Source organism: Fodinibius salsisoli (assembly GCF_026229185.1).
Lineage (GTDB): Bacteria > Bacteroidota > Rhodothermia > Balneolales > Balneolaceae > Fodinibius > Fodinibius salsisoli.
This window is the reverse complement of sequence record NZ_JAGGJA010000002.1, coordinates 118562-131974: the sequence shown is the minus strand read 5'-3', so window position 1 is coordinate 131974 and position 13413 is coordinate 118562. Positions and strand designations below refer to the sequence as shown.

The window sequence follows — 13413 nt, the reverse complement described above, 5'->3', positions numbered from 1 at the left end:
ATTATGCTACATTGATCGATAAGTGAGCGTTTAAAAAGCCAAGGTTAGCCTGGATATTATCTCCAGATTGCAGGGGAGAGACTCCCTCCGGGGTGCCGGTAAAAATGAGGTCGCCGGGCTGTAGGGTAACAATTCCCGACAGGTAATGAATGAGTTCAGCTACCGAAAAAATCATAAGACTGGTATTGGAAGCTTGCCTTACGGAGCCATTAACCGTTAGGGAAAGGTCGATATCCTGTGGATCAGCAATTTCGTCAGCAGGGATAAATGAACTGAGGGGTGCAAAAGTGTCGAAGCCTTTGGCCACTGACCAGGGGCGGCCCTTTTCTTTTGCCCTGCTCTGGATATCGCGCGCCGTTATGTCGATACCTACAGCATAGCCGGCAACATGGTCGAGCGCTTTTTTCCTGGAAATATTTTTTCCCCCTTTCCCAATGGCAGCCACCAGCTCGACCTCATGGTGCACATTATTGCTTTGCGATGGCAGCTGTATGGGACCATCAAAGGTGAGGCTGCCGAGGGGTTTCAAAAAGATGAGCGGTTCATCGGGCACATCATTATTGAGCTCCCTCGCATGAGCTACATAATTGCGGCCGATGCAAAATACAGATTTAGCGCTTAAATGGGGTAATCCCGGTAAATTTATTTGAGCCATAAGTAGATGAATATAAAAAAGCCTTGGTCTCGTTAGAAAACCAAGGCTTTAAAATTTCGTAAAAATTTTTTTTAAGCGACAGGCTCGACGCTCACGTATTTACGTCCACCAGAACGAACACGGAAGGTAACCTGTCCATCTGCTTTGGCAAAGAGGGTATCATCTTTACCGCGGCCTACGTTTTCGCCGGGATGAAACTTCGTTCCACGCTGGCGAACAATAATATGGCCGGCGCGAACTTTCTCTCCACCATACTTCTTTACTCCAAGCCGCTTGGATATCGAATCACGGCCGTTTTTCGTTGAACCTTGTCCTTTCTTATGTGCCATAATAAATTGGAAGTTTTTTTATTCTTCTTCGGATGAGGATTCTTCTTTCGAAGCCGAAGAAACAGAAATTGAATTAATTTCGATTTGTGACATTGGTTGCCGGTGACCGCGCTTAACCTTATAGCCTTTGCGTCGTTTCTTCTTGAATACGATCACTTTGTCCGACTTAACGTTATCAAGCAGCGTTGCTGTTACAGCAGCGCCCTCAACGGCGGGTTTACCTACGGTTACATTACCATCATCATTGACCAACATAACACGATCGAAAGTAAGTTCTTGGTCAACTTCATCACTTTGTTTGTCGACAAACAATACATCGCCTTCAGAAACGCGATACTGATGCCCACCTATTTCTACAACTGCGTACATCTAACTAATGATTTAACGTTATAAATATTCTTTTCACAAGAGACTCCAAATATAAGCGTTTCATTGCTGAAAGCAAAGTCAAAATTTAGATGAACAAATGAACCAAAAATGGTATGTTAAACCCAACTGTAAAACTTTAACCTTAAGTAATGATCGTAATGTCTAAAAAATTACCCGATTTACACGAACAGGCTTTCATGTTTAAGAATACCAAACGTTTTCAGCACGATGGCGGACGTGCATGGATTAAGGACTCTCAACTGCATGAAGCTCGCAAAGATGGTAATGGCAAGCTGAAGACAATCCACGGGGAAAAAGATCATGACTTGGTTGAAGGGGCTGAGGATAAAGAAAAAGCGTCCATATAAACTATTTTTCTAAAATCTATCGACATCTACCTATATGGAATATATTCGGCTCCGCGTATGGTTTCTGTTCGCAGCACTCGTAGTCATTGTCGTACTCTTATTTAAATGGGCTGCTGATAGCAGAGGAATCTACCAGGCAGAATCTCCCATAACGGATGAAGCAATAACAGCAGCCTATCCAGAGTTGTATAATGCTGTTTTTCAGCGCGATGCCCGGGAAATTACCCCTTTTCTTACCCATGCAAGTGATACCGTCCGCCAACAAGCGTGGCGAGCATTGGCATCCACGCCCATAGATTCAACAGAATTATTTATAGGTCTGGCCAAACAACAAAATACGGAAGTTAGCTGGTTTGCATTGAGCAAGCACTCCATGAATGTACAACAGCTGCGCCAGTTGGAACAGTTATGGGGGCAACAGCAAGCATTGCGGCCAGGCATTGCGCGGGTACTTGGCAGGCAGGGCGACCAACAGAGCCTGCAATTTTTGCTTTCACAGGTGGATTCAATCCATAACCGTGAATATCATTTTGCGCTTGCCATCAGCAGGCTGTTGATGCGCTATGAAATCGGGGAAGAGGAACAAATACGGCTCTTACAACAGGCTTTTACGGTTGATGCAGATTCTGTACGTCAGGCTTATCTCTATGGCTGGTATCGAAATCCTCAAACACCGCTATCATCGACAGCCCGGGATACGCTGCTGAGCCGCTGGCGAACACAAGGGTTAGGAATTGACCGGACCCTCGATCAATATGTGAATCATATTTTGCCTGATCGTACCACTTACCGGATTACGAATTTTTATAACAGTGAGCAAGAGCTCGACAGCAAAGTTCAGCTTTCTGTGGAACTGGCCAAATCATTACGTCCAATTGAAATGACGGAGCGAAGGTCGCTGGCCGCCAAAATTTTGCTGATGCATGAGAATCCCCAAGTGCAACTAACCGCATTGCAGAGCCTCGCTGGAAAATTTACCCAAGGCGGCGATTTATACCGATATGTTACGGAAACGATGTTAGAGAATACATCCATTTCCGGCCACATCTGGTTTCAGGCACTGAAAGTTGCCAGTGCCGTTGATTCAACCCTTGTGGGTCAATACAAGCAGCGCATGGAGCAGTACGTGGAGGAGAATCCCTATTTAAGATCGTATCAACTTGGGGTGTTCCAGGCAAGCCAATCGCCGGAAGAGTATTTGAAGCACCTCCGGGAAGTGATCAATCAGGAGGATCACCTTGCCACTATGCAGGTTGTGGAGAGTCTCCAACAATTTTGGCAGGAGTTACCTGCCAAGGAGCAGATGCCGGACCGTATTAGAAAGATAAGAGCGCTCACATTTGATGCATTGCAGCTGCATGATCGGGGCGTAGCTTATATGGCCAAGCCATTGTTGGAGCAGGAAGCGCTATTTCAGCAGGATGACTTTAAGCAAATAAACGGTACCTTAGACGGGTTTTTATTACCGGATGATATTGAAGTATATCAGCAGTTTGGGCAGCTGTACAAAGAACGCTTTGAAGAGCAGGCCCGGCCCGTTATAGATTCATTGGCTGCATTGGGTTATGCACCATTAAACCAGTCGCTCGCTGATGCAGGATGGGAGGTCGATATCCCGAAAAGTTCGGGGAATAAATTCCGCACACCCGATTGGCAGCGACTGTGGCAGTTGGGTACTAAACCTCGGTGGACGCTCTACACCGAAAGGGGAGCAATTACCATCCGCATGGATCCGCTTAGAGCACCCGCAACGGTTTCTGCTATCGACAGTCTAAGCCGGGCCGGAGCATACGACGGCGTTCCTTTTCACCGTGTGGTGCCCAACTTTGTGATTCAAGGCGGTGATATTGAACGCCAGGATGGTTTTGGCGGACCAGATTTTATACTCCCTACTGAATCGTCGGAGTTAGAGTTTGAACGCGGAGCTGCGGGCATTGCCAGCGCAGGTACAGATACTGAAGGCAGCCAGTATTTTATGATGAATCAGTGGAGTCCACATTTGAATGGCAATTATACCCGCTTTGGAAAAGTCATTGAAGGGATGGGTGTAGTCGACCGCATGGAAGTAGGAGACCAAGTGATTTCCACAACCTGGTACTGATAAGAAAGGTTAATTGGGGTTCCAACAAGCATAAGTTTTGATTTGATAAAGCTGGTTTTTTACTCAGTATTTTCGATCTGTGAGAGAGACTCTGGAGTACATTCCTGGGCATCTGCTTTTGCCTCCTTGGCTGACGGGGCGTTACGGCGGGGATGATTTTCGGGGAGAACGAAACTCACTGTCAATTTCTAATCAAAGTGATGGTTCTGGGGCCTCTTACTTACCAAATAGTTCTATTTCTCCTCTTTGGTTGCCGAACATCTGCTCTATGTCCTTAGGAGCAGGATCCTATCTCAATGTTACTCAACTTGGTACCTGCGACGGACTTGACTGGCTTATCTTCATGTAGGGATTTTTCTCTCACCACGTACAGGAGTATACCCCTATAGGGAATAGGTCGGCATCGATATATTTTACCTATAGAGAAAAATGAATATCAACATTCAGCTCATGTAACAATGTCGATCCGAAAAATAGAGAAGAAAGAGTGGCAGGAATATTTTAATTCATTTTCGAAAAAATTTCTAAAAGACGAGCAACCCGAATATGCTGAAGTCCGGATACTGAACAAATCCATGGGGGTTCAACCCGAAACCCAGTGGACATTACTCAAGGGTGTAACCTACGACAAAAAAGGCGATGTGCTGGAAATACAACTTGAAAAGTTAAATAGGATGGTTCACCATCCCCAAGAAATCTATGTGGATGAAGCCGATGATGGCTGGTTACTTAGTTTTGAAATAGTGCAAAACGACGGTACTCGAAACATCATTGAAACCCGGTAGTCGGCCTATGCCTCCCCAATCCCAGTTATTATACCAATCGGACTTGCTAAACCAGAATGCGAGAGAATTATCGCATCGCCACACCTTCAGTCATCAAAAGAAAGACATCATTCCTATAAAACCGTTACTTATTGATGCTAAGGAAGGCCTGACAAAAGCGTACCGAACTTTAGTTACTTCTGTTAAGCAGAATCAGGACATTTCACCGGCTGCTGATTGGCTGATCGATAATTTTTACGTCATCCAGGAACAGATTATACAGATAGAGAATGATTTTCCTATCGAGTATCAGCGTACGGTTCCCCACCTTACTTCCGGACCAAACCAAGGGATGCCCAGGGTGTATGATCTGGTGCAAAGTCTTGTTCTTCATACCGATAATATAGTTGACCTTCAAAATTTGACCCTTTATATACAGAGCTACCAAGAGGAATTGACCCTTAATATGGGAGAGCTTTGGGCCATTCCTATAATGGTACGCCTGGTGTTGGTACAACAATTGGCGGAAAAAGCATCTCAAATTCTTGAGCGTCGTAAAATACGTGTAGAAATACAAGAATTTGTCGACCGGTTACTCAAAGAAGAAGTTGATGAACCCGGCTGGGTACTACACAGAGTCATTGACTGGATGAAAACTCACAGGCAATCCTTTGAAGAGCAAACTTTGCTGGTAGAGCTCGCCCACCAATTGCAGGTAGCCGGCCTGATATCGGAAGATGAAAAAAGGTGGTTCGAATACCGGTTACAACCATTAGGTGTTTCCCTCGTTGAGGCGCTTAGAGAAGAATCCCAGCGGAGGTCAGAACTGCAGGTCAGTATTCAGAATGGGGTTATCTCACTCCGGGAGATATCCGAAACGGAATGGCAAGAATTTATTGAAGAGTGCTCTATTGTAGATCAGATGCTTCGTCTCGATCCAATGGGTATTTATCCCGAGATGGATCATGAGGCCAAAGACCAGTACCGCCGGGCGGTAGAGCGCCTGAGCAAATATTCGGATTATTCGGAGACCGAAATTGCCGAAAAAGTACTGTCTCTGGCCGAACGTAACATCAACCATACCGGTAATGAAACAGCCATCCTTCACAATCATGCGGTACTGAAAAAGCATGTGGGCTATTACCTGGTAGGAGGAGGGTACGAGGAGTTGACCCAAAACATTAAATATAAAATGCCCATAGGCGAACAGCTCCGGAAGAAACTGGAAAAAACGGCGGGTTACTATATCGGGATAATAGCAGCACTCTGCATTGCCCTGCTGGGCGTTCTTTGGATAGCTACCGATGCCATCAGTTTTTCGTGGCCGGTTGCTGTCAGTGTCCTGCTGGTCGCTTTTTTTCCCGCTCTTGAACTTTCGGTGACGGCTGTAAACCGTCTTTTTGCATTTACGCTCCCTCCACGCAGGTTACCCAAGCTGAAGATTGACAATAGAATACCGGATAAAGCGCGTACTATGGTAGTTGTGCCCACCCTGCTAAGTTCGCCAGATGATGTAAAACGGCAGCTTGAAAAATTAGAGATTACCGCATTGGCCAATCCTGACCCCGGGCTGCAGTTTGTCCTGCTATCTGATTTTACTGACGCCGATCAGGAACAGATGCCGGACGATGCTGCAATTCTCAACGAAGCAAAACATATCATTGAAGAACTGAATAAGAAGTACACTTCCCGGTATGGACAGAAGTTTTTTCTACTTCATCGCTGCCGAAAATGGAATCCCAAAGAAAGAGTATGGATGGGATGGGAACGGAAACGGGGTAAACTGGAAAAGCTGAACGAACTTCTTTGTGATCCGTCAGCCGATCACTCATTTTCGACCATCTATGGCGACTTTATATCCTCAATCCAAAGTATGCCCGTACAGTTTATCTTGACGCTCGATGCCGATACCCGCACACCTCCGGATAGCGTCATCGACTTGGTCCGAGTGGCCTCACATCCACTGAACAGAGCATGGTACGATAAGAATAAAGGCCGTATTACCAAAGGCTATGGGATCATTCAGCCCCGGATATCCATTCCTCCGGATACGGCCCAAAAAACGTATTTTACCCGTATATTTTCGGGTAATGTGGGTATCGATATCTATACCACCGCTGTGTCCGATATTTATCAGGATATGATGGGAGAGGCCGTCTTTACAGGGAAGGGCATCTATGATGTCCGTGCTTTTCATACCGTATTGGACAACCGTTTTCCTGAAAATAGAATACTTTCTCACGACCTCATTGAAAGTAACTACGTTCGGGCTGCGCTAAGTACGGATATCGAGCTGTTTGATGATTACCCCACAAGCTATGCCAGCTACTGTAAAAGAAACCACCGGTGGACAAGAGGAGACTGGCAAATCGCGAGCTGGCTGTTTGGAGATGTACCAGCAGCTGACGGAACCGCAAAAAATCCTCTCCATCTGTTAGCACGTTGGAAAATTTTTGACAATCTGCGCCGATCACTGACGCCCCTTTTCTTGACTATCTTTTTTGTTGCCGGATGGTTTTGGCTTCCCGGAACAGCCTTACTCTGGACCGCAGCAGCCTTCGGCATCCTTGCTTTTCCTATTTACGTCAGCTTTTCCACGGATGTGTTAAACCGACCGGCCCGTATTAAATGGAAGCTGTACTTTGAAAAAGTCCGTTCTAACCTGAAGATTAATACCTTCCAGGCAATTTCAACGCTGGCTATCTTACCTCACCAGGCCGTTATTCATCTGGATGCTATATTTCGGGTCATTTGGCGATTATTGATTTCAAAAAAACATTTGTTAGAGTGGACATCAGCTTCCCGGGCTGAAGCCTTGAGCTCAAATACCGTTTATGAGTACATCCGATTAATGGGGATATCTGTATTGTTAGGGATTGCTGTTTTGATAACGGCTCTTCTTATTGACCCGGGAAGCCTCTGGATTGTTGTTCCATTTTCATTACTCTGGATAAGTTCGCCCGGCTTTGCATGGTATTTTAGTCATCCACATCCGCATTTGTCTTCTAAAAACGGGCTTTCTGGAGACGACAAATCGAAACTGCGAAGATATGCCCGTCGGACTTGGTTTTACTTTGAGCGCCTGGTGAACGAAGAATATTCGTGGCTGCCACCGGATTACTACCAGGAAGATCCGCTGTTGCCTCCCGTCGCCCGAACCTCGCCTACTAATATCGGGCTGACATTGGTTGCCACCCAGGCAGCATACGAAATGGGCTATATAACCTTGAGCGAACTTTTATCGCGCCTGGAGAGGACGTTAAATTCACTGATGCAACTGGATCGGTACAACGGGCATTTTTATAACTGGTATGATATACGGCTGGGAGAAGTACTTAATCCTAAATATGTATCAACCGTCGACTCGGGTAACCTTGCCGCCGGACTTATTGTTGTCAAACAAGCCGTTGGGCAGTTGCTAAGACAAGAAAATCCCAATGCGGCTTTCTGGAAAGGGTTGGAAGATACCTTGGAAACAGTGCATGCTATTTTTTCTGATCTCGAACCTCAGGGAAATGAAAATGGTTATGAAGACGTCTGCCGACAAATAAAAACCAGTATCAGCCGGATGTTAAACAAGCTGAATGGAAGAGAGAGCCCAGCGACCATTTCAGAAAGCATTAGACTATTGAACGAACTTAAAGAATCAGCCTGTACGCTATGCGGGAATAACCTTATGAAATTTCGTAGCTCATTAGGAGATGCCCGCGTTGACGACCTGCTCTTTTGGCTTGAAAGCCCACTGAGACAGGTCGAAAGTTACAAGAAGGAACTATCCGGATATACCTATTCAACAGCGGATGATTCTGGGTTAGAGGTTCCGCCTGCCAAACGACTGGAGAAGCTGGAACAATCCAAAGACTCCGAAGAATACAGGATGTTAAAGCAATGGACGAGACAGGTCCACTCCATCACCTCTATCTGTGAGCAGCTGGTTGCGGAGATGGATTTTAGGTTTATTTATAACAAGAAAAAGGGATTGTTTAACATCGGCTATAATGTCGAGAAAGCAGAACTGGATAAAGGAACATATGATTTATTGGCCAGCGAGGCCCGTATTGCTTCCATTGTTGCCATCGCAAAAGGGGATGTGCCCTCCGAACACTGGTTTCGATTGAGCCGCCGGTTGACGAGCAGGAATAATGATGAATTTCTGCTTTCATGGGGCGGTACGACCTTTGAGTACTTAATGCCGTTGTTATTTATGCGCTCTTATCCATACACCTTGTTAAGCCATACCTACGCGCGGATTGTGGAATGGCAACGTGAATACAGTCAAAAGTTTGACCGCCCCTGGGGGTTCTCAGAGAGTGCTTATAACATTCTTAACATCGATTTGAACTATCAATACCGTGCCTTTGGCGCCCCGGGCCTGGGATTAAAACGGGGGCTGGCCGAAGAGTTTGTGGTAGCCCCCTATGCATCAGCGTTGGCTCTAATGGTAGATCCTAAAGATGCGTTGGATAACCTGGAGGTGCTAAAAGACATTGGAGGACTCGGTCTCAGGGGATATTACGATGCTATTGATTTTACCCCGGATCACCTGCCGGAATTGGAACCATACCGTGTGGTTAAAACGTATATGGCCCACCACCACGGGATGAGCCTTATTGCTTTTTTAAACGTACTTAACGGCTGGACGATTCATAACTATTTTCATGCCGATCCTCAGATCAAAGCCTGTGAACTCCTCCTGCAAGAGCGTATCCCGCGGGGCATTCCTATAAAAGAACCGCACCCAATTGATGTAGAGATGGAGCCCGGTGAACAGCATAGTATGCATTATGTAGTTGAGCACGCCGGTATAAATAACCTGGATGACGCCCCGCCGCGGGTTCATCTGCTGTCGAATGGGCAATACCATACGTTCGTAAGCCATAGCGGCACAGGCAGTTCATATTATAATGATATTATGCTAACCGGCTGGAAGGCGGATCCCACAGAAGATCCACTGGGCTTATTTGTTTATATCAAAGATCGAGAAACGGGAGAATATTGGTCGGCATTCCATCAGCCGGTTAAACGTAAGCCCGATCGTTATGATAGCTGGTTTCACAACGGGAAAGTACAGACATCACGAGTGGATGAATGGCTTGAAACAACCACAGAAATATGTGTATCTCCCGAGCATCCCATTGAGCTCAGAAAGATAACGCTTACCAACTATTCTGATCGCCGCAGAACGCTTGAACTGACCAGTTACGCCGAAGTAGTCCTTAACCAGGCTCAACATCATAACGCCCATCCTGCCTTCTCCAAACTGTTTGTACAGACCGATTACCTGGCCGAGCATCATGGTCTTATTGCCTGGAGGAGGCCCCGGATGGATAGCGAACAGCCCAAGTTTATGGTTCATACCGTAGCCAGTTATGATTTGGAGAACCTGACGGAACCACTACAGTTCGAGACAGAACGGTCTAACTTTATAGGCCGGGGACGTAGCTTGTTGAACCCACAGGCTATGCAGGAGGGATACAGGCTGAGTGGCTCCATCGGTAATGTCTCGGATCCGGTTATGAGCCTGCGGCGGGTAGTGAACCTAAAGGCCGGTGAAAAAATACAGGTCACCTATGGAATCGGGTGGGCCGGGTCCCGCAAAGAAGCCGTAGAACTGGTCGATAGGTTTGATAATCCCTATGCGGTTGATCGGGCCTTTGATTTATCATCCATCTACAACACAGTTGAACTGGATCATATAGGCATCAGCAGTGAGCGATTTCAGTATTTCCAAAAACTGGCTTCCTACATGCTTTATAACGATTCTCACCTCAGATCCAGTGCTGAAATATTAAGCCAAAACTACCTTAAACAGTCTAATCTATGGACTTACGGCATTTCGGGAGACCACCCGGTGATTGTTTTTCGTATCGACAAGTCAGAGCAGCTGAAATCGGTCGAAAGGATGTTAAAAGGCCATCTGTTATGGAAGCAGAGGGGACTCCAAACTGATTTAGTCATTTTAAATGATCACATGTCCGGCTATGTTGATGAACTGCAGCAAGGTTTACAGCAAACGGTGGAAAGTTCATATAGTCGCTACCAGGGGCATGAAAATGACAATGTGTTTGTCTTACGTTCAGATCGCCTGCCCGAAGATGATCTTGTTCTTATATTGACGGTTGCTTCAGTAGTCTTAGAGGGGAGCCTTCCAAAAATTGATGATCTGATCCAGAAACAAAAAGTAGATTCTTTTCATAAAGGAGTGGATGCTGTAACCTATAGTAGGGCTTCCATAGCAGAGAGTACCGTTACAGATATAATGGATAGCAAAACAGAGCTTCAGTTCTTTAATGGATATGGGGGATTTTCGAAAGAAGATAATGAGTATCGCATCTTGCTAAAGCCTGATCCGGATAGAGGGTTACACCAATTACCCCCAGCCCCCTGGATAAATATAATTGCCAATCCCTCTTTTGGCTTTATAGCTACAGAAACCGGGGCTGGGTACACCTGGAGTGAAAACAGTCGCGAAAATAAGTTGTCTTCCTGGTCAAACGACCCTACCCTTGATCCCCATTCGGAAGCATTCTATATACGCGATGAAGAACGCCAGACCTATTGGTCGCCTACAGCAGGTCCGGTACCGGGCCATGGCCGTTATGAAGTATCACATGGGTTTGGATATACGCGGCATCGACATACGTCATATGGTATAGAATCTGAATTGCTGCAGTTCGTTCCCCGCGAAGATCCGGTTAAAATTTCTAAACTGTCCATATGCAATAAGAGTTCGAAAAAACGCCATCTTTCGCTGTTTAGTTACCAGGCATGGGTACTGGGGATTAACAGGGAAGCATCTGCGCGTTATATCGTTCAGGAAGCAAACCAAGAGGGCGATACGATCTATGCCAGGAATCATTATAATAATGAATTCGCTGGTCGTATGGCCTTTTCGAGCTTCCTGCCCGTTCCTCGTTCCAGCCCGCATTATGTAGAGGAAAAAGGACTGGCCTTTACGACAGACCGGGAGAAGTTTATCGGCCGAAACTGCTCATTAAAACGGCCGCGAGCGGTGGCGGAACAGACACAGCTTGATAACGAAGTGAAAATAGGCGGCGATCCCTGCGCTGCCTTTCAACTTACCATAACATTGGAACCCGAAGAAAAGATCGAATGCATAGCCCTGATGGGGGAAGGAGACACAGCTAAGGAGGCAGAGCAGCTGGCCCAAAGATACAGAGATCATCAACAGGTTGAAAAAGCTTTTGAGGAGGTCCGCGAATTTTGGACCCATAGTCTGGGGCGCATTGATATTCAAACACCTGACCCGGCCCTAAACCTCATGATGAACGGTTGGCTGCTATATCAAACAATCGCCTGCCGGATGTGGTCGCGTGCAGCCTTTTATCAGGCCGGCGGGGCTTATGGATTTCGTGATCAGCTTCAGGATGCAATGGCGGCTCTCTACGTGGATCCTCAGATGACACGGGATCAGATCCTGCTGCATGCTTCCCGTCAATTCATTAAAGGCGATGTGCAGCACTGGTGGCACCCGCCAACGGGACGGGGAGTTAGAACCAAGATTTCGGATGACCGGCTTTGGCTGCCATATGTAACCGCCTTTTATATAGAATCGACAGGAGATGAAGCGATTCTGGATGAAACGATTTCTTATTTGGAAGCCCGAAAACTGGCGGACCATGAACATGAGGCGTACTTGCAGCCCTCGCGAAGGCCTCTTTCAGGATTGTCAGATACAAATATCAGTGGCTCACTCTATGAACACTGTATCAAAGCAATTGACATTACGTTAAAAATGGGCGCGCATGGATTGCCCCTGATTGGCGCTGGAGACTGGAACGACGGAATGAACCGAGTGGGACACGAAGGGCAGGGGGAAAGCGTCTGGTTAGGTTTCTTTATGTATTCTATTTTGCAAACATTCATCCCGTACTGCAAGCAAATGGGGGATGAAGAGCGAGCAGAACGGTATCAAAAGTCAGCCCACAAACTGGCCAAACATCTCAATCAGGAGGGGTGGGATGGGAACTGGTACATCCGGGCTTTTTATGACAATGGCACGCCCCTGGGGTCTGCCCAAAATAATGAGTGCCGTATCGATGCCGTAGCCCAGGCATGGTCCGTGATATCAGGGGCGGCTCCTGAAGAGAAAAAACGGAAAGCCCTCGCGGCGTTAGAAGAGTACTTGATATCAGAACAAGATGGCCTTATTCGCCTGTTAACGCCCCCGTTTGATCAAACGAAGCGGAATCCGGGATACATCAAAGGATATATTCCCGGGGTGCGAGAGAACGGAGGCCAATATACCCACGCTGCACTCTGGACCGTCAGAGCGTTTGCGGAGATGGGATCCGGGGAGAAGGCTGTCAAATATTTACGGATGATAAATCCAATAAATCATGCCCGGGAACAGAAAGCGGCCGACCTGTACAAAGTGGAACCCTACGTAGTAGCTGGAGATGTGTACGGCGAACCTCCCCATGTGGGACAGGGTGGGTGGAGCTGGTACACCGGATCGGCTGGGTGGATGTACCGGGTAGCCCTGGAATCTATCCTGGGGATCCGGCTGAAAGGAAATACGATGACCATTCAACCGGTTATTTCACCGGAATGGGAGGACTACAGCATCCGGTGGAAGTCAGAAGATGGGCGCACCGTTTATGATGTAGAAGTACAGAATCCGAATGGGCTGGAATCAGGAGGGCTTGAAGGGACTATTGATGAGCAGTTGGTAAGCTTTCCTGAAGGCGTTGCCAAAGTTAAACTGAAAAACGATAACCAAAATCATTCGGTGGTGCTACAACTGGTGGATAAACAACATGATTAGTCGTTATTCCAGGAGCATGAGGGGCTGGTTTTCGACGGG

7 protein-coding genes are annotated in these 13413 nt (G+C 46.8%); 4 read left to right on the top strand and 3 right to left on the bottom strand.

Features of this window, described 5'->3' with window-relative positions; all coding sequences use genetic code 11:
* Position 1: 1 nt before the first annotated feature.
* The 3 genes from J6I44_RS03410 to rplU all read right to left on the bottom strand — a co-directional run bounded on the left by J6I44_RS03410 (position 2) and on the right by rplU (position 1353).
* Positions 2–655 (bottom strand): fumarylacetoacetate hydrolase family protein, encoded by a 654-nt coding sequence (locus tag J6I44_RS03410; RefSeq protein WP_265764576.1) that lies wholly within the window; start codon positions 653–655, stop codon positions 2–4.
* Between the two features lie 71 nt (positions 656–726).
* Positions 727–984, bottom strand: coding sequence for a 50S ribosomal protein L27 (gene rpmA, locus J6I44_RS03405; protein WP_265764575.1), 258 nt, complete (start codon positions 982–984; stop codon positions 727–729).
* Between the two features lie 18 nt (positions 985–1002).
* Entirely contained in the window at positions 1003–1353 is a 351-nt protein-coding gene (gene rplU, locus J6I44_RS03400; protein WP_265764574.1) for a 50S ribosomal protein L21, read from the bottom strand.
* Positions 1354–1511: 158 nt separating this feature from the next.
* On the opposite strand from rplU, the gene J6I44_RS03395 reads away from it, so the two are divergent.
* From J6I44_RS03395 to J6I44_RS03380, 4 genes are all read left to right on the top strand, one after another.
* A complete protein-coding gene (locus tag J6I44_RS03395) occupies positions 1512–1721 on the top strand; it encodes a hypothetical protein (protein ID WP_265764573.1) in 210 nt (69 codons plus the stop codon).
* A 34-nt stretch (positions 1722–1755) separates the two neighbouring features.
* Complete coding sequence (locus J6I44_RS03390) at positions 1756–3822, top strand: peptidylprolyl isomerase (RefSeq protein ID WP_265764572.1); 2067 nt, start codon at positions 1756–1758, stop codon at positions 3820–3822.
* 458 nt (positions 3823–4280) lie between these two features.
* Positions 4281–4607: a DUF5335 family protein gene (locus tag J6I44_RS03385; protein WP_265764571.1), complete on the top strand. Its 327-nt coding sequence runs from the start codon at positions 4281–4283 to the stop codon at positions 4605–4607.
* Positions 4608–4614: 7 nt separating this feature from the next.
* Positions 4615–13374, top strand: coding sequence for a GH36-type glycosyl hydrolase domain-containing protein (locus tag J6I44_RS03380; protein WP_265764569.1), 8760 nt, complete (start codon positions 4615–4617; stop codon positions 13372–13374).
* Positions 13375–13413 lie beyond the last annotated feature (39 nt).

Bases quoted from the DNA above. Each gene is read 5' to 3' on its own strand.
- J6I44_RS03410 (WP_265764576.1), bottom strand. From the start codon at position 655: ATGGCTCAAATAAATTTACCGGGATTACCCCATTTAAGCGCTAAATCT.
- rpmA (WP_265764575.1), bottom strand. From the start codon at position 984: ATGGCACATAAGAAAGGACAAGGTTCAACGAAAAACGGCCGTGATTCG.
- rplU (WP_265764574.1), bottom strand. From the start codon at position 1,353: ATGTACGCAGTTGTAGAAATAGGTGGGCATCAGTATCGCGTTTCTGAA.
- J6I44_RS03395 (WP_265764573.1), top strand. From the start codon at position 1,512: ATGTCTAAAAAATTACCCGATTTACACGAACAGGCTTTCATGTTTAAG.
- J6I44_RS03390 (WP_265764572.1), top strand. From the start codon at position 1,756: ATGGAATATATTCGGCTCCGCGTATGGTTTCTGTTCGCAGCACTCGTA.
- J6I44_RS03385 (WP_265764571.1), top strand. From the start codon at position 4,281: ATGTCGATCCGAAAAATAGAGAAGAAAGAGTGGCAGGAATATTTTAAT.
- J6I44_RS03380 (WP_265764569.1), top strand. From the start codon at position 4,615: ATGCCTCCCCAATCCCAGTTATTATACCAATCGGACTTGCTAAACCAG.